The sequence below is a fragment of the Georgenia sp. SYP-B2076 genome (assembly GCF_003991205.1).
Classification (GTDB): domain Bacteria; phylum Actinomycetota; class Actinomycetes; order Actinomycetales; family Actinomycetaceae; genus Georgenia.
Map to the genome: position 1 here is coordinate 100,311 of NZ_RXOZ01000002.1, position 19,777 is coordinate 120,087.

The window sequence follows — 19,777 nt, forward strand, 5'->3', positions numbered from 1 at the left end:
CATGGCGGCACCCGACGGAACCCGCGAGGAGGCGTTCGAGACCGAGATCGCCGAGCACCTCGCAGCGCACGGCTGGGAGTACAGCGAGACCGACGACGGCTACGACGCCGAGCGGGCGGTCTGGCCGGAGGACGTGCACTGGTGGCTGAGCGAGACGCAGCCCAGCCAGTACGCGAAGGTCGTCCGCGTCGGCACCGCAGCTGAGGCCGCCGACCGCGAGGCGCTGCTGTCGTCCCTCGTCGCCCGGCTGGACACCCCGATGAGCTCCGGCGGCGGCACGCTGAACGTGCTGCGCCGGAAGTTCTCCCACACCCGCGGGGCCACCGCGCACCTGCGGATGTGCCAGTTCAGGCCGGCCACGACCCAGAACCCGACGACCACCGAGCACTACGGGAAGGTGCGGCTGCGCGTCGTCCGACAGCTGCACTTCTCGCCGAAGCGCGGGGACTCCCGCTCGATCGACCTGGTCCTGTTCGTCAACGGCTTGCCGGTGGCGACCATCGAGCTGAAGTCGTTCTTCAAGCAGGAGTGGCGCACGGCCGTCAGCCAGTACCGGAAGGACCGCGAACCGGCCGGGCAGCCGCTGCTCGGCTTCGGCACGCGCGCCCTCGTCCACTTCGCCGTCGACGACGACCAGGTCCACATGACCACGAAGCTGGCGGGGGAGAGGACCCACTTCCTGCCCTTCAACCGCGGCCACGAGGACACCGGCGCAGCGGGCAACCCGCAGGACCCGCACGGGGCCGCCACGTCGTACCTGTGGGAGCAGGTCCTGCAGCGCGACAACTGGCTGGCGATCCTCGGCTCCCAGATGTTCCTCAAAACCGAGGCCCACGAGGACCCCGCCACCGGGAGAATCAAGCGGTCCACCACGCTGATGTTCCCGCGCTACCACCAGTGGCGCGCCGTGAAGAAGCTCGTGGACTCGATCGCGGACGAGGGCCCGGGCCGCCGCTACCTGATCGAGCACAGCGCCGGTTCGGGGAAGACGAACACCATCGCCTGGACGGCGCACCGGCTCGCGCGGCTCCACGACCAGGCGAACGCGAAGGTCTTCGACAAGGTCCTGATCGTCTCGGACCGCCGGGTCCTGGACGCGCAACTGCAGCAGGCGGTAGAGCAGGTCGACGACACCGTCGGCACGGTCGCCGTCATCGACTCGGCGGCCGTGCGCCGCTCAGGCGGCTCGAAGTCCCGCGCCTTGCTGGACGCCCTGACCGGCTCGGCGCTGATTATCGTCGTGACGATCCAGACGTTCCCCTACGTCAAGGGTCTGCTGGAGACGACGCTGGGCGACAAGAACTTCGCCGTGATCGTCGACGAGGCGCACACCTCGCAGTCCGGCAAGACCGCCGCCGACCTGAAGAAGGTCCTCACCGAGGGCGGGCAGATCGCGACCGATGAGGAGCTCGACGCGCAGGACGTCGTCAACGAGCTGGTCGAGGCCGACGACGCGCGAGAGCAGCAGATCGCCGCCGAGACCGCCGCCCGGGCCGGTGCTCGGAACGTGTCGCTGCTGGCCTTCACGGCGACGCCGAAGACGAAGACCAAGACGCTCTTCGGGCGCGAGAACGACGGGGGGCTGCCGGTCTCGTTCGACGTCTACCCGATGCGGCAGGCGATCGAGGAGGGCTTCATCCTCGACGTGCTGCGCGGCTACCAGACCTACCGGACCGCGTTCGAAATCGAGCAGCGCGGCGAGGACGGTGTCGTCACGGGCATCGTGGAGGGCGGCGACGACCGCCTGGTGGACCCCAAGGTCGCCGCCCGCAAGATCATGCGGTTCGCGAACCTGCACCCGACGAACGTCGGCCAGAAGGTCGAGATCATCGTCGAGCACTTCCGCGCGAACGTCGCCCAGCTCCTCGACGGGCACGCCAAGGCGATGGTCGTCACGGATTCCCGGCAGGCCGCGGTCCGGTACAAGGTGGAGGTCGACAAGTACCTCGCGCAGAAGGGCTACGGGTACCAGTCGATCGTCGCGTTCTCCGACAAGATCAGCGACGACGAGTACGGGCTGACCGACGTCACTGAGGCGTCGATGAACCCCGGTCTCGGCTCCGACCTCGCGCGGGAGTTCCGCCGGCCCGAGTACCGGCTGATGCTCGTCGCCGACAAGTTCCAGACAGGGTTCGACCAGCCGCTGCTGTGCGCGATGTACGTCGACAAAAAGCTCCCCGACGTGCACGCGGTGCAGACGCTGTCGCGGCTCAACCGAACCTACCGAGCGCCGTCGGGGGAGGTGAAGGACCGCACATTCGTGCTCGACTTCGTCAACGACCCGGCCGAGATCCGCGAGGCCTTCCTGACCTACTACCTCGAGGCTCACGTCGAGACCGAGACCGACCCAAACTTGGTGCACCGGCTCGCGACCAAGCTGACCCAGACACGGATCTACTCGCCCGAGGACGTCGAGCGCTACGCGGAGGCGTGGTGGACGCCTACGCAGTCGCACGCGGCGCTGGCCGCCGCGGTGACACCGGCGCGCGACGGGTTCGCGAGCCGGTGGGCCGAGGCCGTGGAGGGACAGGACAGCCAGGCGCTCGACGAGCTGCGCACGTTTCGCAAAGACTGCGGCTCCTACGTGCGCCTATACGACTTCATGTCGCAGGTGGTCGACTACGGCACCAGCGATCTCGAGAAGCTCGCCGAGTTCCTGAGGCAGCTGGTGCGGCTGCTCCCGTCCGACGACACGGGCGGGGACGCCGACGTGTCCGGGCTCGAGCTGCGCCGCGTCCGCCAGATCGACCAGGGCAGGGCCGACATCGGCCTCTCCGGCGACCAGGACACGCCGGGTCTGTCAGGCATCACGGGCGTCGGGTCGGGAGTGTCGCGTCCCGACCCTCAGCAGGAGCTGCTGTCGGAGGTCGTCGCCCGGATCAACTCGCTGTTCGGCACGGAGTTCGCGGACCCGCAGATCGAGGGCTTCGTGATAGCCGCGGCCGGCATGGCCGAGGAGGACCAGCGCATCGCCGACCAGATCGACCACAACGCCGTCGACCAGTTCCTGGCCTCGCCCGAGCTGCGCGAGACGCTGACCGACGCCGCTGTGCTGAACGAGGGGGCGTTCGGCAAGCTCACCGGTGCGCTGACCGGCGACAACGAGCGCGCCGACGAGTTCATCCGCCTGATCGGTCAGTACCTGTACCAGTCGCGCCGGATGCGGATGGCGGACGAGACGGATTCTGAGGACGCCGGTGCCTCCGACCAGGGCGTGTAGCACGATGGCGACGAAGAGCGCTCCGCACCCGGCGATTCGCGCGGTGCTCCAGGACTCTGAGCCCGTGCCGTACTCCGACATGGGCCGCGGCCCGGTTGGCCTGGAGCACGCGACGAGCGTGTCTTTGGCGCGGGCTCTTGCCGTCGGCGGCCTCAGCCGCCTCGAGCCGAGTCTCACGGCCGTCGACGTCTGGGATCCTGCGGCCGGCCTGGGATTCGCCGGTTTCCTCCTGGTCGAAGCGCTGCAGTCGTCGGGAGTGGAGGTCCGCTACCGCGGTCAGGACATCAACGAAGCCGCGGCGTCCGCGAGCCTTCGTCGGTTCGAGGCGGTCCACGACGCCGAAATCGCCCATGCGGACACGTTGGCGCACGACGCCTTTGAGGACTTCAGTGCGGATCTGGTGATCGTCGACGCGCCCTGGGGCATGGACTGGAGGCAGTCGGCGACGGCTGTCGAGGCCCGGCATCGCGCCGGCGCGTTCGGGTTCGGCCTTCCCCAGCGTTCCGACAGCACCTGGCTGTTCATCTCTCTGGCGCTGGAGAAGCTGCGTCCGGCGAAGCAGGGCGGTGGACGTGTCGCGGCATTGGTCAACCCGGGCGCTCTGAGCTCCGGCGGCGCAACCGGCGGGGTGCGGCAGCGGATCGTCGACGCCGGCCTGCTGGAGTCGGTCACCCGCCTTCCCGACGGCCTCGCGCCGAACACCGAGATCCCCCTGTACCTCCTGACCTTCTCCAACAGAGCCGAGGACGTCGGCCGGGACACGGCGATGATCGCCGACCTGCAGACGATGTTCACCACGGAGCAAGGCCGGAGGTCGATCCCGGTCGAGGCGTTCCACGAGCTCGAGTCTGGGCTAAGGACGAAGAAGTCGGGCCCGCGCAACCGCACCATCAGCACTCGCCAGTTCACGCGCAGGGACGCACGGCTGTCGCGCACCACGAGCGAAAGCACTCAGCTCTCGTGGCGCGTCACAACGTACAACGACACAGCGATCGATGGTCGGTTCCTTGAGGCACGCTATGGGCCGGACTCCGGAGTCTCGTTGACCGAGGAGCCGCGCGAGACCGTCGACCTCGATCCCAGCCGCGTCTTCAGGGAGGATGCGCGCGAGCTGCTGCGGGACATGGCCGCGAAAGGCTGGCCCAGCCGACGTCTGAGCAGCCTTCTCGCCCGAGAGCCCGACGCTGCCCCTGATCCGAATCACGAGAAGGGCGAGCGCCGGTTGTTCGTGCCCACCAGCTGGGGTGGCAGAGCCGCCACCGAGCTGTCCGAGACGAACGCCGGCGGTCGCGTCCTGGCGATGCAGTTTGACGACGACTCGGTGTACCCGCCCTTCATGGCGGCGTGGCTGAACTCGGAGCAGGGCGTCGCCAGTCGGCTTCGTGCGATCGACAACGCCAGTTCGGGCCACCACCTCAAGGCATTGCGGTCGGACGCCAACTCATTGATGAGGTGGGCCGATGAGCTGCTGATTCCGGTGCCGGACCTCAGTGTCCAGCTGGCCCTCGCCTCTGCAGACGAACGGCTCAGTTCGTTCCAGGCCGACCTCGGCACTCGGCGAGCGAGCATCTGGTCATCACCGGAGAGCGCTGAGGAGGTGGTGAGCAAGGTCGCTGGTGCCTTCGACGACTCGTTGACGTCCTGGCTCGACCAGCTGCCGTACCCGATCGCATCGGCATTGTGGACCGCGGAGTCCGCCCATTCGGTGGGGGAGCAGCAGCGCGCCTATCTCCACGCCTGGGAGGCGATCGTGACCTTCCATGCGACGGTCCTGCTCTCCGCGAGCCGCAGCGATCCGGGCAGCAGCAGCGAGACCGAGGCCGCGATCCGTCAGACCCTGCATGAACAGCACCTGGGCATCGAGAAGGCCTCGCTCGGCACCTGGGTGGTCATCGTCGAGAAGACGTCGAAGAGCCTGCGCAGCGCGCTCGAGAACGGCGACGCCGATGACGTGGCCCGCGTTCGCCGCGCGTTCGCCGACCTCGGCCGCGCCGGCATCGAACGGCTGATCTCGAAGGACGTCGTCAAAAAGTTCAACGAGCTGAACGGCAAGCGCAACCGGTGGTCCGGCCACACGGGGTACACCCCGGAGCAGGAGCTGAGGACTCAGGTCGACTCTCTCGTCTCAGACCTCAGAGAGCTCCGCGGGCTCCTCGGGAACGTCTGGGCACAGCTCGTGCTGGTCCGCCCTGGCAGCGCGAAGCGCCGTCGTGACGGTCTCGTCCAGACGGCGGAGGTCGCAGTGGGGACTCGGACGCCGTTCGCGGCTCGGGAGTTCGCCGTGGGTGAGCACATGTACGACGACGAGCTCTACCTCGTGCGGGACGGATCGCAGTCGCCGCTGCGCCTCGGGCACTTCGTGCAGCTGCGCGCGGCCCCGAGCAGCGCCCAGTTCACCACGTACTTCTACAACCGCACCGAGGGGACAAGCGTGCGGATGGTCAGCTACCAGTACGGATTGGAGAGCGAGCTGGAGGACGACGTGGAGAGCCTTCGTGCGGACTTCGGGGGACTGGCGCTCTCGTGATCGACGGGCGTGCTGGGGCTATCTGTCGGTCGTCGCTGACAGGATGTGAACGTGCCGCACATGCAGCTTGAGGACGACGACGACCTCGTCCAGAGACGAGGCCACGAGAACGACCCGATCAAGGCGGTCATCGAACTCGTCTAAAACAGTCTCGACGCTGCCGCCCACGACGTGCAACCGGTGATCCCGCGCATGCAACCCGGATCCTCACCTGGGTCCACTTAGTGTCCACATTGGGTCCGTCGCACACCGCAGCAAACGGGTATCCTGGCGACTGGAAGCGAGGGCGGATCCCTCACCAAACCGAGCGAATCGGTAGCTTCCGGCCCGAGACCGTAGTAGTCGCGATGCCCCTGATGGCGTCCGGAGGTCGCAGGTTCAAATCCTGCCCCCGCTACCAATCTCGTTGGCACGAGGCCCGGTCACTGCGACCGGGCCTTTGCTGTGTCCGCGACCGCCCGCTCGGGGAGCAGTCCCACCGCTGGACGTCGTATCGAATGCATGTTCGAATGGGGGTATGCGATGGGAGTCTCGAGAGCTGAAGGGCGCGGACGCGACTGCGCTGCTGCCGCTGGCCGGGCTGGTCCGGAGCGTGAGCACGCCCGAGTTCGCCGGGGTGACCTTCCACGAGGTGCTGTGCAGGAGCGCGCTGAACCGGGTGCCGGCACAGTCCTCGATGCCCTTCACGTGGACGATCAACCCAACTCGGGGGTGCCTGCACCGGTGCACGTACTGCTTCGCGCGCCGCACCCACGAGTACCTGGACCTGGACGCCGGCCAGGACTTCGACACGCAGATCGTCGTCAAGACGAACATCGTCGAGGTGCTCCGCAAGGAGCTCGGCCGCCCGTCCTGGCGGCGCGAGCACGTGGCGCTCGGCACGAACTCCGACCCCTACATGCGCGCCGAAGGCCGCTACCGCCTCATGCCGGGGATCATCACCGCGCTCGCGGAGTCCGGGACCCCGTTCTCCATCCTGACCAAGGGCCCGCTGCTCCGGCGCGACCTCCCACTCCTCGTGGACGCGGCACGCACGGTGCCCGTCTCCGTGGCCGTGTCCCTCGCCCTGGTCGACCCCGAGCTCCAGCAGCGGGTCGAGCCCGGCACGTCCACGCCCAAGGCACGCCTCGACCTCATCCGGGCTATCACCGACGCCGGGCTCGAGTGTTCGGTACTGGCGATGCCGATCCTGCCGTGGCTGACCGACTCCGAGGACCAGCTCGACGACCTGTACGCCGCCCTGGCCGACGCGGGGGCGACCGACGTCACGGCCGGCCCCCTGCACCTGCGCCCCGGTGCCCGCGAGTGGTACCTGGCGTGGCTCCAGCGTGAGTTCCCCGGCCTCGTGCCGCGGTACCGCCGGTTGTATGGCTCCGGCGCCTATGCCCCGAAGGAGTACCGCCAGTGGCTCGGTGAACGCACGGCGCGGGCGCACCGCATGCACGGGTTCGACCGGCGGGCCCCGTTCCGCTGGGCGCGCACCGCCGCACCGGAGCCGGCACCGGAGGCGACCGGACCCGCTCAGCCCGCCCTCTTCTGAGCCGACGGCCGAGTTCTACGCGGCACTTCCCAGGTCAAGCGCAGGCTGGCATCGACGGCGGTGCAGTTCCTTCTCAAGGTGGCGGCCGAGCCGGCATCAGACCCGGCCGCCTGCGGCGGACGCCCCGCCGCTCAGGACATGCCGGTCGCGACGCTCAGGATGTTCCCGTCGGGGTCGGTGAACCAGACGCCCTTCGAATCGCCCATGGTCGCGACCCCGTCCTGCCACTCCGTGCCCTCGTACTCGAAGGTCTGGAACTTGATGCCCTTGTCGCGCAACGCGGCGACCTCGGCGTCGAAGGACTCATCCGACGCCATGAAGGACAACGCCGTTGCCTTGTTCGTGCCGGCGTAGGCGGAGGGGTAGACCAGGAACTGGCTCTGTCCCGCCTGGTACAGCACACCACCCACCGTCTCGCTGCCTGGCGAGAAGCCGAGGACATTCTCGTAGAACTCCCGCGCGGCGGCGAGGTCCTTGACCGCGAGCGCCGGGATGGCCGTGAGGTTGGAGAGCATGGCGACCTCCTATGCGAGCCAGACGTACATCGGCTGGTCGGCGGCTCGAAGGTAAGTCTCTGGCTGGTCCCGGTCAAGACGCCATTCTTGGCTATGCGTCCTTCGCGGGTCGAGGAGTCGTGCCCGGGGTGACGTCAGCCCAGCGGCAGCCGCACCGGCTCACCCGCGACGGCACGCGGAGCGTGCCGAACAGGTTGCGCGGTGGAACTCGTCGGCGCGTGGGGCGAGGAACAGGTGTGCCGAACACCGGGCACCCGTCGGGCGTTGTGATCAAGCGCATGCCGACCTGCCTCGTCCACCGGCCGGCGACCCCATAACATTGACGACTCATCGCGGGGTGGAGCAGCTCGGTAGCTCGCCGGGCTCATAACCCGGAGGTCGCAGGTTCACATCCTGCCCCCGCTACGGGTTTCAGGCTCGGAAATGACAAATTTCCGAGCCTGAATCATCTCTAGCCACCCAACTACATTGGTGGCACGCCGCGAACGCCCTGGGCGCGCGCTCCATGAGATCGGCGCAACGCACCCGGCCACCGGCGCCAGCTTCTGAAGGGAGTCCCCACATGGAGGTACCACCCCTGGTCTGGGGCCTGACGATCGCCGGGATCGTCGGGCTGCTGGCCTTCGACTTCATCTTCCACGTCCGCAAGGCCCACGTTCCCACGCTGCGCGAGGCGGCGCTGTGGTCCGGTCTGTACGTCGGGCTGGCGTTGCTGTTCGGCGTCGGCGTGCTCGTGTTCGGAGGCGCGGCGGCGGGGTCGGAGTACTTCGCCGGCTACGTCACCGAGAAGGCGCTCTCGGTCGACAACCTGTTCGTCTTCCTCATCATCATGACCAGCTTCCGGGTGCCGCGTGAGGACCAGCAGAAGGTGCTGCTGTTCGGCATCGTCTTCTCCCTCATCGCACGGACCGGGCTCATCTTCGTGGGCGCAGCGCTGATCAACTCGTTTGCCTGGGTGTTCTACTTCTTCGGCCTGATCCTCCTGCTCACCGCCGGCAACATGCTCAAGCCCGAGAGCAGCGACGACTCCCGCGGCGCCGACAACTTCATCATCCGGATCGCTCGCAAGCTCTTCCACACCACCGACCACTACGACGGCGACAAGCTGTTCACGATGGTTGACGGCAGGCGGGCGCTCACGCCGATGCTGCTGGTCATGGTGGCCATCGGCGGTACCGACATCCTGTTCGCCCTGGACTCCATCCCGGCGATCTTCGGGCTGACCCAGAACGTCTTCATCGTCTTCACCGCGACCGCGTTCTCCCTCCTCGGGCTGCGGCAGCTGTACTTCCTCATCGACGGGCTGCTGGACCGACTGGTCTACCTGTCGTACGGGCTGGCCGCGATCCTCGGGTTCATCGGCGTCAAGCTGATCCTCCACGCCCTGCACGAGAACAACGTGCCGTTCATCAACGGCGGCGAGCCCGTGCCGGTCGTGGAGATCAGCACAAGCCTCTCCCTGACGGTGATCCTCGGGGTCCTGGTCGTGACCGTCGTGGGCTCGCTCGTCAGCAAGAAGGGCAAGGCTCAGAACGCCATCGCCAACGCGCGACGCCACGCCACGCACTACCTCGACTCCGAGTACACGATCGACGCGGCGGAGCGGGAGCGGATCTTCCGGATGCTGCTTACCGAGCGTGACCAGATCATCGCGCTCGGGCCGAAGTACCGCCAGATGGTCCGCGACGAGCCGGCCCTGATGGAGCTGCTCGAGCGGGCGAAGGAGAGCCACGAGACCGCGGTGGACCGCGGGCAGGCGCCCCCGGCCGGCGAGACGCAGATCGTCGAACGCGGGTAGGTACCACCTGCACAGCGCGCCGCGGCCGCGGTGGTGCCCGCGGCGCGCAGGCCGCGGTCATGCGCCCTGCGGCCGCGCGGCAGTGCCTAGGCTGGCGCCATGGCTCCCGGCCGCGGTGCGAGCACGCTGGCGCCGGTTGCTGACTTCCCCTGGCCGTCGTTGATCCGTGGGCTGCTCGCGAGCCTCTTGGCCCCGCTCGTCCTGATGTCCGCCGGTGGGACCGGGGCGGCAGCTCTTACCGGGCCGCTGGTGTACCTGGCCGGCGCCGGGCTCGTCGCCTGGCACTGGCCCGGCCGGTCCCTCGGCCCGGCGAACCAGATCACCCTCGTGCGTCTCGTCGGCGTCTCGTGGGTGGCCGCGACCCTGCCGCAGGCCGTGCTGGGCCCGTGGTCACCGGCCACGCACCTCTTCGTGATCGGCGTGGGCACCCTTTCGCTGCTGCTCGACGGCGTGGACGGGCGCGTGGCCCGGGCGTGGGGCGGGGCGAGCCCGTTCGGTGCCCGGTTCGACATGGAGACGGACGCGGCCCTGGTGCTGGTCCTGAGCCTCGCCGTCGGCCTCCTCGACGTCGTGGGCGGGTGGGCTCTCGCCGTCGGCCTCATGCGCTACGCCTACCTGGCCTGCTCGTACCGGTGGCCGTGGCTCCGGGCGCCCTTGCCCGAGAGCACGGCCCGCAAGGCGGTCGGCGTCGCCCAGGGGGTCGCGCTGCTCGCCGCGCTCCTGTGCCCCCTGGTCCCGGGGCTGCCGCCGGCGGCCCCGGACGTCGTCGTCGCGCCGGCGCTCGTGGCGTTGTGCTGGTCGTTCGGCCGGGACGCGCGGTGGCAGCGCGCCCGGCACCTGGCCACGGTGCGGTAGGCCACCGCGACGGTCCTACCGGTGTCGAAGCCCCGGCGGATGACACCCGGCCATTCCGTGGCCGCCGTCGACGGGGCGGGGGAGGATCAGGTCCCATGGGGCTCGCGCACCCAGACGTCGCGACGCGACGCGTCACCTGGCGTCGCCTCGCAACCCGCCCCGCCGCAGTGGCAGCACACGGAGGTCGCCGATGAGCATCGAGCTGAACCACACCATCGTGAACGCGCGCGACAAGCACGCCTCCGCCGTGTTCCTCGCCGGGATCCTGGGGCTGCCCGCGCCGACGACGTATGGCCCGTTCGTCGTCGTCCAGGTCGAGAACGGCGTGTCGCTGGACTTCGCCGACGACTCCGGCGAGATCCGCCCGCAGCACTACGCCTTCCTCGTGGGCGAGGGGGAGTTCGACCAGATCCTCGGGCGGATCACCGGCCTCGGATTGACCTACTGGGCGGACCCGTACCATCGGCGCGCGGGGGAGATCAACACCAACGACGGCGGCCGCGGGCTTTACTGGCGCGACCCGGACGGCCACAACCTCGAGATCCTCACCCGGCCGTACGGCGGCTGACGTCCGGCTTTCCGGCGGCGGAGCCGCCGCCGGGGCCGCCACGCCCGTCGGCGGCGCGCCGGGTCGCCGCGCCCGACCGGAAGGTGCGAGCGTGACGCGCCTGCGACCATGGGCCGATGGCGCACTTCCAGCACACGACGGTCCTGCCGTACCCGCGCGACGAGGTCTTCGCGTGGTTCGAGCGCCCGGGCGCGCTCGTCCGGCTCAGCCCGCCCTTCGGCGGCTCGGTGCAGGCGGAGCCGGACCGGGGGATCCGGGACGGCTCGACCGCCCGGCTGGGCATCGGCGCCCCCGGCGTGCTGGGCGCCGGTCTCGGGGCGCTGGCCCGGGCGGTGCCGTGGCCCGGCGTCGTCCCGGCGCGCCTGCGCCGGCCCGAGCTGGACTGGACCGCCCGCCACGACGCCTACGACCCGCCGCACGGCTTCCGCGACACGATGGAGCGCGGGCCCCTGGGCCACTGGCAGCACACGCACCGCTTCGAGGAGGCCCCCGACGGCGGCACCGTGATGGTCGACCACATCGACTTCGGGGTCCCGGGGGAGGGGCGGCTCCCCGACCAGGTGGCCGAGACCGCCGCCCGGCCGCTGCAGCCGACGCTGCGGCGCATCTTCGCCTACCGGGCCGCCCAGCTGCGCGACGACCTCGTCTTCCACGCCGCCCACGCGGCCGCCGGGACCCGGACCGTCGCCGTCGCCGGCGCCTCCGGGCTCATCGGCCGCCAGCTGTGCGCGCTGCTCACCGGCGGCGGGCACCGCGTGCTGCGGCTCGTCCGCCGCGACGCCACCGCCCCCGACGAGGTCTCCTGGGACCCGGCCGCCGGGACCCTGGACGAGGAGGCGCTGCGCGAAGTCGACGTCGTCGTCAACCTGGCCGGCCGGTTCATCGGCGGCCACCTCACGCCGACGGCCAAGCACGAGATCTGGCACAGCCGGGTCGACGGCACCACGCTGCTGTCCCGGGCGCTCGCCCGGATCGCCGAGGACGGGCGGGAGCGGGCGTTCGTCTGCGCCTCGGGCATCGGCTACTACGGCGCCCGCCCGCACACCGTCCCCGACCCCGAGCCGCTCACCGAGGACGACCCGGCGGGGACGGGCTTCCTCGCCGACGTCTCCCGCGCCTGGGAGGCCGCGACCACCCCCGCCGCGGAGGCCGGGGTCCGCGTGGTCTCGCTGCGCACCGGACTGGTCCAGACCCCCGTGGAGGGACCGCTCGCGCGGCTCCTCCCGCTCTTCGCCGTCGGGCTCGGCGGCCCGCTCGACCGCGACCAGTGGCAGAGCTGGATCTCCATCGACGACATCGTCTCCGCCTACGCCCACGCCGCGCTCGATGACCGGGTCCGCGGCCCGGTCAACGCCGTCGGCCCCGAGCCCGTGCGCGGCGAGGAGTACGCCCGCACCCTCGGGCACGTCCTGCACCGGCCGGCGCTCCTGCCCGTCCCGGCCTTCGGCCCGCGCCTGGTGGTCGGGCGGCAGGGCGCCGAGGAGCTGGCGTACGCGAGCCAGCGGGTGTCGTCCCGGCGGCTGCAGGAGGCCGGCTTCCGCTTCCGCCATCCCACCCTCGAGGCGGCGCTGCGCCACGTGCTGCCGTAGCGACGCGCCCGGCGGCGAGCCGAACCGGGACGACGTCGCACGCGACTTGACATAGTTGCTGGGAGAGGCCGGGTGGCGATGACCCGAGCCCACCGACGAAAGGACGACGATGATTCCGCTGGGTCCAGGACCCGTCCCGACCACCGGGGAGGAGCTCGCCGCGCGCGCACGCGGCGCGCTCGGCCACGCGTGGCACCTGGGCGGCACCCCCGTCGTCGACGCCGACGTCTCCGCCCAGGGAGAGGTCGACCGCATCGCCATCGACATCTCCGGCACGTCGATCGACGCCGCCCACCTGCACCCGCGGGCCGCGGCGTGGCACGCCCCCGCGGGCAGGCGCGAGGGGGAGACCACCGTGCGCTCGCTGGACGTGCGCGCCCTGCCGGTGCTGGTCGCCGGCGCCCCGGTCACCGTGCGGGCGGACGCCGTGAACGTCGTCGCCGAGTGGGTCCGCGCCGAGGGCGGCGACCTGTGGCTCGTGCCCAAGGACGCGGCGTCGACGGCGGAGCCCACCACCGGGCACGTGCTGGTCACCGCGGCGGTCAGCGACCTCGAGGCCGCCGCCCGCACCATCGGGGCCGAGGTGGCCAGGAGCAAGGGCGTCACCCTCCAGGAGCTGCACCTTCGGCCCCAGCCGGCCGGCCACAACGCGGTGCGGGGAGAGGTGCAGGCCAAGGCCGCGAAGGGGTTCATGTCGAGCCGCGTCGTGGTCGGCGGCCACGTCCAAGTGGACGACGCCCTGGTCCTGCGTGTGGTGGAGCTCCAGCTCGACGCGGGCGGCATTGTCGGGAAGGTCGCCGAGGGCCTGCTGCGCCCGAGGATCGAGCCGTGGCGGGGCAAGAGCGTCGACCTGTCCGCGCGGACGTTCGCCGGAGCGCGGCTGACCGCGCTCGAGATCGGCGCGGACGACCAGTTCCGCCTCGAGGCGACCTTCGGGAGCTAGGGGGCCCACCCGCCGACCGCGGCGCCCGCCCGCAGCCCCGAGGGGGGCGGGCGCCGCGGTCCCGGGGCGGGCGCCGCGGTCAGGGCCCGGCGAGGGACCGCACCGTCTCGACGGTGTCCGCCTCGGCGGCGGTCTTGTCGTCGCGGTAGCGCAGCACCCGCGCGAACCTCAGCGCCATGCCGCCGGGGTAGCGGCGCGAGCGCTGGATGCCGTCGAAGGCGACCTCGACCACCTGCTCGGGCCGCACCGCCACCACGTGGCCGTCCCGTCCGGTCTCCAGCTCGAGGAAGCGCGTGGTCTGCCAGGCGAGCATCTCGTCGGTCATGCCCTTGAAGGTCTTGCCGAGCATGACGAAGCCGTCGCCGTCGCGGGCGCCGAGGTGGATGTTGGAGAGCCAGCCGCTGCGCCGGCCGCTGCCCCACTCGACGGCGAGCACGACGAGGTCGAGGGTGTGCCGCGGCTTGACCTTGACCCACGCCGAGCCGCGCCGGCCCGCGTCGTAGGGGGCGTCGAGGTTCTTGAGCACGAGCCCCTCGTGGCCGCGCGCGAGCATCTCCCCGAAGAAGTCCCGGACCTCGTCGGGGTCGGCGGTGATCCGCCTGGGGGCGATCAACGGCTCGGGCACCACCCGGGCGAGGGCGGCGAACCGCTCGGCGGCGGGGGAGTCGATGAGGTCGTCGCCGCCCAGGTGCAGCACGTCGAAGAAGTAGGTGGTCAGCGGGACCTGCTCGCGCAGGGACGCGCCGTCCAGGCTCATCGTCCGGGAGCCGGTCTCCTGGAAGGGCCGTGGCCGCCCGTCCGGGCCGAGCGCGACCGCCTCGCCGTCGAGCACGACGGCGCCGACGTCGAGCCCGCGGACCACCTCGACCACCTCGGGCACCCGGTCCGTGATGTCGTCGAGGGACCGGGTGAACACGGAGACCGCGCCGCCGGTGCGGTGCACCTGGATGCGGATGCCGTCGATCTTGCCGTCGGCGGCGACCCGCCCGCCCACCTTCTCCAGCGCGGCCGGCACGTCCGGGGCGGCGGAGGCGAGCATCGGGCGCACCGGCCGGCCGACCTCCAGCCGGAACGCCAGGAGGGCCTCGGCGCCGCCGTTCAGGGCGGCGGCGGCGATGGGCCCGGACAGGGCGCTGAACATCGCGGCCCGGCGCACCGCGGCGACGGGCACCAGCGCCGCCTCCGCGATGGCGTCGAGGAGCAGCGAGTCCAGCGCGCCCTGCCGCAGCTCGCCGAGGATCAGGCCGCGGAGGAACTGCTGCTCGGGGGCGGTGGCCGCCCGGAACAGGGCGGTGACGGCGGCGGCGCGGGTGGCCTGGGAGCCGGTCCCGGCGAGGGCGCCGGCCTCCTCCAGCGCGCGGTCGACGGCGGTCGGCGTGAGCGTCGCCACCTCGGCGGGGTCCGGCAGCTCGGTCAGCGACCGCCAGCCCACGCCGGTCCGGCGCTGCCGCGTCCGGCCCGAGAGGTAGGACGCGACGATCTCCACCTCGTCGGTGCCGGTGGCCCGCAGGACGGCGGCCAGGAGGGCCCGCTTCTCCAGGCGCGAGCGCGTGGCCGCGACGGCGGCGGAGGTCTCGACGAGCTGGGCGAGCAGCACGTGCCGATTCTGGCAGGCTCCGCCGTCGGGGGCGCGGTGCGGGGCCGGCGACCCGGCGGGTGCGGCCGCGCTCAGCCCGCCGCGGGCGGCGGCGCCGTGCTCGCCCTGACGACGAGCGTCGGCGGATCGACAGGTCTGAGCTCGTCGCCGTCCACGCCGATGAGGTGGAGCAACCGGCTGACACATCGCCGTCCCACCTGCGCGAAGTCCAGCCGCACCGTCGTCAGCGCGGGCACGTAGAACCGCGCCTCGGGGATGTCGTCGAACCCGACGATGCTCAGCTGCTCCGGCACCTCGATCCCCAGCTCGTGCGCGGCCTTGAGGCAGCCGAGAGCCATCTGGTCGTTCGCGACGTACACGGCGGTGACGTCAGGCTGACGGAGGAGCTCGAGCCCGATGGTGTATCCGGACTCGGCGCTCCAGTCGCCGGTGCGGACCGGGTGCGCCACCCTCGCCGACATCGACAGCTCCCGCGCCCATCCACGTGTGCGCGCCTCGCTGCCGAGCCATCCGTCCGGCCCCGCCAGGTGATGCACGGAGCGATGCCCGAGCTCGAGGAGGTGCCGCGTCGCGAGGCGCGCCCCGAGCTCCTCGTCCTGCGCCACGGTGACCGGTCCGTCCTCCGCGCCGGGCTCGAACATGACGAGCGGCAGCGAGGACGAGATGCCCGCGACCGCCGTCGCCGCCGCGGCGATGGGCGCGAGCACGATGACGCCGTCAACCGCGTCGGCGGCCAGGTGCTCGATCGCCGCCCGCATGCTCTCGCGGTCGATCTGGCCCAGGGACACGAGGCTGGTGCCGTACCCAAGCTTTCGCGCCTCCTCGGCAATGCCGAAGAGTGTCTGGGCGGGGCCGAACTGGCTCGTCCCGACGCTGACCACACCGATGTTCATCGTTCTGCGCGTAGCGAGGGCGCGTGCGGCGGTATTCCTGCGGTAGTCCAGGTGCGAGATGGCCCGCTCGACCCGGTCGCGCGACTCGTCACTGACATGAGGGCTGCCGTTGACCACTCGCGAGACCGTCTGCGGCGAGACGCCGGCCAGCTTCGCGACATCGACCATTCTCGGCGCGCGATATCTCGTCTCGCTCATCCGATCCCCCATTCCCGATTGAGTAGCTGTCAAAGGCCGCAGGAGGCGAGCGCGTTCATGGTCCGACATGCACGGGCCGGCGGAGTCGTACAGAGTCCTGCACAGCGAACAGCAGCTCCATGCTATGCGAGTTGTCCGCGATGCTGGTGTCCGGTTCGCCGCCGGTGACCACGGCATTCTGGAACACGTCCAGTACGCGCTCCAGGTCGCTCACCGGAGCAATTGCGGCCGAACCCGTGCCCGGCATTTGGGGAATATCGCCGCCCGTGGCGGGGTCGAACGAGAACAGGCCGTCGGTCATGGTGAGCACGCCACGTTCGCATTCGATGGTGTAGTCACCGTCCCACGAGGTATTCCGGCCGCGCGCCGCCCACGAGCCGGTGTAGCTGACCAGGAGGCCATTCTCGAGCGTGACGATGGCGTCCACGCACGGGGCCCCGCGATACCTGCTCCAAAGCGGTCGATATTCGCGCGCATAAACCTCTGCGGCGTTGCTGCCCGTGAGATATCGCAAAAGGTCGAGGTGATGGATGCTCATGTCCTCGAGAAGGGGGTTCTGCATGTCGGTGCGGCCGCCCTCCAGCAGCTCCGGCTGGCTGAAGCGAAGGCCGATGTGGCCGACGGCGCCGAGGGAGCCGTCCGCCAGCAGGCTCCGCATCGCGATCGCCCAGGGGCGACGGCGGTAGTTCTGCGCCACCATCACCACGAGGTCCGGGCGCTTCTCCGCCGCGGCCAGGACCGCCGCCAGTCCCTGCCTGCTGCGGACCGCCGGCTTCTCGCACAGCACGTGCTTCCCGGCCTGCACCGAGCGGACGATGGCATCCGCATGGAGGTGCACCGGCAGCGTCACGAGGACGGCGTCCGCGTCCGACTCCGCGATGGCCTGCCGGTAGTCGGTGTAGTGACGGGGCCCGGGAACCTCCTGGTGCCTGCTGACGGTGCCGGCCACCGTGACATCGTCACGGCCCGCCAGGACCTCGAGCCACTGCCGTCCCCATCGGCCGACACCGAGCACAAGCACAGAGAGCTGTCTCACCGGTCCTCCTTGCCCACGCCGCCGCCCCCGCCACCTGCGCCAGGACGAGAGGGCCCGGAGCCCGTGCCAGTAGCCCGCGGAGGGCCACAGGCACAGGCCCCGGCGCCGGCCTACGGCTCGGCGGGCACCTTGTGGTGCGTGTCGGGTGAGGTGTGGCTCACCCTGTTCGCCTCCTCGGTGATGGTCTCCACGGTGCCGTCCTCATGGGTCTGGTAGCCCGTCGGCGGGGTGAGGACGCCCCGCTCGACGAGCGTCCTGATGTTTCGGGCGCGCGTGGCGTCCTCACGAGCGAGCCAGTTCTCGGTCGGGGGTTCGTCCGCGTACTGGTTCTTCGGGTAGATCGGCTTGTCGTACATCGCGCGGTACTGCTCGGTGCGCAGGTCCTTGAACTGGTTGTACAGACCGTTCGCGATCCGCTGGCGGCGCAGGGCCTCGATGTCGATCGTGGTGCACACGAACGAGTCACCGGGGGTCCACCCGGTCTGCTGGGCGACGATCTGGCCCCGCGGGTTGACGATCATCGAGCGTCCGCCGAACAGGTCCTGCATGCTCCCGTCGGGCCGGACCTCAGGGCCGAGGTTCGGCGCGACGACGTACGCGGAGTTGAACAGGGCGTGGGCGCGGTTCTGGATCTCCCACATCCCGGTCATCACTGCAGGCTCGATCAGGGTCGGGCGGATGATGATCTCCGCGCCGTTGAGCGCCAGCCCGCGCGCGATCTCGGGGTAGACGCCCTCGTGACAGATGGCGATGCCGATATTGCCGATCTCGGTGCGGGCGACCGGGAAGATCGCGTTCATGACGTCCCCGCCGGTCTTCTTCTCGACGAACTCGTCGAAGATGTCGTGCGGGTTCATGTTCCCCAGCATGCCGCCCTCGTAGGCGTCGCTCGTCGCCTTGTACCGCTTGTAGACGACCTCGCCCTCGGGGCTGATGATGAAGGCGACGTTGAAGTACCGGTCCGGGAAGTCGTCGTCCCGCACCATGTACAGCTCAGCCGCGATGTACGCGTTGAGCTGCTTCGCCTTCTTGCCGAGCTCGTCCGTCTCCGGCCCGGGGATCGTGACCGCGAAGTTTGCCTCTGCCTCGCGGTTGCCGGGGGTGTTGTCGATCATTCCCTGGATCGCCATCTCGGGAAGCACCACGAGCTTGACGGGGGCGCCCTCCCAGGCGCCGACCATCACCGCGGTGTCCATGAACGCGTTGATCCGCTTCACGTTGTCGAGGCAGTCCTTGCTGCTGCGGACATTGATGGTCCGCGGTGACAGCGCGACGACGGAGAAAGGCTCAACCATGGTGGTACTCCTTCGGGTTGTGTGTCTCGCCCACGTCGGCGGACACCCTGTTCTGGTGCGTCTGTCCGGCGGGCTGATGGGCGCCGCCGGGCCAGGTGTGTGAACTTCGCGTACGACGTCCCGTGGTTCAGAACTGGCGCTTCGGGTCGTAGTACTGCTTCGCGTTCTCCGGGGTGGCCAGGAAGGTGTCGATCCAGAACTGGCCGCCGGGGCACGCCTTGTCCTGGGTCTCGCCGTTGGCCGCGGCCACGGCCTTCTCGACGGCGGCCTGACCCTGCTTGTAGGGCTCGTTCGAGGCGTCCGCCTGGACCGGCCCGCTCGGGTTGTCGATCATGCCCTTGAGGACCGCCATCTGACCGTCATAGGTGCCGATCATGACCTTGTCGAGGATGCCGGCGTCCTTGAGGCCCTGCTCGATGCCGGGCAGCATGACGTCGCTGAGGCTGAAGACGATGTCGAGGTCCGGGTTGGCCGTCGCGACGTCCCGGATCGGCGGCAGTGCCCGGTCGGGCAGCCACTCGCCGTACCGGATCGGCAGGTACTCGATGGGGGGTGCCCCCTGTGTCTTCTTGTAGCCCTCGACGACCCCGTCGTTGCGCAGCGTGGTCACCGTCTCGCCCGAGTACCCGCCGATGACGACGGCCTTGACCGGTTCGGTGCCGAACTTGTCCTTCGCCTTCTTGGCGATCTCGGCGCCGAGCCCGGCGGCCACCTCGGTCTGGTTCTCGGCGACGTAGCAGAACTGCTTCTTCGCCAGCTCCTCCGAGAGGTTGCTGTTCACCACGACGAGCGGGACCTTGGCCTGGGTCACGGCGTTGACCGCGGGCGCCACACCGGTGGGGTCCTGCGGGTTGAGGATGATGACCTGGGCTCCCCGGGTCAGCAGGGTCTGAACGTCGGAGTTCTGCTTGACGGTGTCCCCACCGGCGTCGGTGACGATGACCTCGGCGCCGAGCTCCTTGGCCTTGTCCTTCGCGCCCTGCAGCAGCGTTGCCCACCAGTCGCTGCCGGCGAGGCGCCGCTGGGAGAACCCGATGAGGACGCCCTTGCCTTGTGAGGCGCTCTCGCTGCCACCGCCGGATGCTGGTCCGGCTCCCTGCCCGCACGCGGTCGCCAGCAGGCTGACCGCGACCACACCCGTCAGGGCGCTCCTGATTGCTTTGGCACGCATCGTGCTTCCCTTCTGAGAACATGCATGGTGGA

Annotated in this window: 14 protein-coding genes and 1 tRNA gene; 9 read left to right on the top strand and 6 right to left on the bottom strand. The window is 70.4% G+C overall.

Annotated elements, in window-relative coordinates; genetic code table 11:
* The first annotated feature begins 1 nt into the window (after nt 1).
* From EJK16_RS01415 to EJK16_RS01425, 3 genes are all read left to right on the top strand, one after another.
* Complete coding sequence (locus EJK16_RS01415; protein WP_127125607.1) at nt 2–3,220, top strand: type I restriction endonuclease subunit R; 3,219 nt, start codon at nt 2–4, stop codon at nt 3,218–3,220.
* 64 nt (nt 3,221–3,284) lie between these two features.
* The gene (locus tag EJK16_RS01420; protein ID WP_164737170.1) at nt 3,285–5,747 is read left to right on the top strand and encodes a class I SAM-dependent DNA methyltransferase; all 2,463 of its coding nucleotides are present in this window, start codon (nt 3,285–3,287) and stop codon (nt 5,745–5,747) included.
* Nucleotides 5,748–6,264: 517 nt separating this feature from the next.
* Nucleotides 6,265–7,287: an Rv2578c family radical SAM protein gene (locus tag EJK16_RS01425; RefSeq protein WP_127125611.1), complete on the top strand. Its 1,023-nt coding sequence runs from the start codon at nt 6,265–6,267 to the stop codon at nt 7,285–7,287.
* A 131-nt stretch (nt 7,288–7,418) separates the two neighbouring features.
* Here EJK16_RS01425 and EJK16_RS01430 read toward each other — a convergent pair whose 3' ends face one another.
* Nucleotides 7,419–7,802 carry a VOC family protein gene (locus EJK16_RS01430; protein ID WP_127125613.1) on the bottom strand — a complete coding sequence of 128 codons (384 nt, stop codon included), beginning with the start codon at nt 7,800–7,802 and terminating at the stop codon, nt 7,419–7,421.
* A gap of 331 nt (nt 7,803–8,133) precedes the next feature.
* On the opposite strand from EJK16_RS01430, the gene EJK16_RS01435 reads away from it, so the two are divergent.
* The 6 genes from EJK16_RS01435 (at nt 8,134) to EJK16_RS01460 (ending at nt 13,555) form a co-directional block, all read left to right on the top strand.
* Nucleotides 8,134–8,207 (top strand) — tRNA-Met (locus EJK16_RS01435).
* 157 nt (nt 8,208–8,364) lie between these two features.
* Nucleotides 8,365–9,600: a TerC/Alx family metal homeostasis membrane protein gene (locus tag EJK16_RS01440; protein WP_127125615.1), complete on the top strand. Its 1,236-nt coding sequence runs from the start codon at nt 8,365–8,367 to the stop codon at nt 9,598–9,600.
* Between the two features lie 99 nt (nt 9,601–9,699).
* Nucleotides 9,700–10,455, top strand: a complete 756-nt coding sequence (locus tag EJK16_RS01445) for a CDP-alcohol phosphatidyltransferase family protein (RefSeq protein WP_127125617.1) — start codon at nt 9,700–9,702, stop codon at nt 10,453–10,455.
* Between the two features lie 190 nt (nt 10,456–10,645).
* Nucleotides 10,646–11,023 carry a VOC family protein gene (locus EJK16_RS01450; protein WP_127125619.1) on the top strand — a complete coding sequence of 126 codons (378 nt, stop codon included), beginning with the start codon at nt 10,646–10,648 and terminating at the stop codon, nt 11,021–11,023.
* A 116-nt stretch (nt 11,024–11,139) separates the two neighbouring features.
* Nucleotides 11,140–12,612, top strand: coding sequence for a TIGR01777 family oxidoreductase (locus tag EJK16_RS01455; RefSeq protein ID WP_127125621.1), 1,473 nt, complete (start codon nt 11,140–11,142; stop codon nt 12,610–12,612).
* Between the two features lie 109 nt (nt 12,613–12,721).
* Nucleotides 12,722–13,555, top strand: coding sequence for a hypothetical protein (locus EJK16_RS01460; protein WP_127125622.1), 834 nt, complete (start codon nt 12,722–12,724; stop codon nt 13,553–13,555).
* A gap of 79 nt (nt 13,556–13,634) precedes the next feature.
* On the opposite strand, the gene EJK16_RS01465 is transcribed toward EJK16_RS01460, so the two are convergent.
* The 5 genes from EJK16_RS01465 to EJK16_RS01485 all read right to left on the bottom strand — a co-directional run bounded on the left by EJK16_RS01465 (nt 13,635) and on the right by EJK16_RS01485 (nt 19,745).
* Nucleotides 13,635–15,152, bottom strand: a complete 1,518-nt coding sequence (locus EJK16_RS01465; protein ID WP_127125624.1) for an ATP-dependent DNA ligase — start codon at nt 15,150–15,152, stop codon at nt 13,635–13,637.
* A gap of 71 nt (nt 15,153–15,223) precedes the next feature.
* Nucleotides 15,224–16,243 carry a LacI family DNA-binding transcriptional regulator gene (locus EJK16_RS01470; protein ID WP_370275872.1) on the bottom strand — a complete coding sequence of 340 codons (1,020 nt, stop codon included), beginning with the start codon at nt 16,241–16,243 and terminating at the stop codon, nt 15,224–15,226.
* Nucleotides 16,244–16,298: 55 nt separating this feature from the next.
* Nucleotides 16,299–17,279 carry a Gfo/Idh/MocA family protein gene (locus tag EJK16_RS01475; protein WP_127125626.1) on the bottom strand — a complete coding sequence of 327 codons (981 nt, stop codon included), beginning with the start codon at nt 17,277–17,279 and terminating at the stop codon, nt 16,299–16,301.
* A 110-nt stretch (nt 17,280–17,389) separates the two neighbouring features.
* Nucleotides 17,390–18,574: a nitrilase-related carbon-nitrogen hydrolase gene (locus EJK16_RS01480; RefSeq protein WP_127125627.1), complete on the bottom strand. Its 1,185-nt coding sequence runs from the start codon at nt 18,572–18,574 to the stop codon at nt 17,390–17,392.
* 127 nt (nt 18,575–18,701) lie between these two features.
* A complete protein-coding gene (locus EJK16_RS01485; protein WP_127125629.1) occupies nt 18,702–19,745 on the bottom strand; it encodes a substrate-binding domain-containing protein in 1,044 nt (347 codons plus the stop codon).
* Nucleotides 19,746–19,777 lie beyond the last annotated feature (32 nt).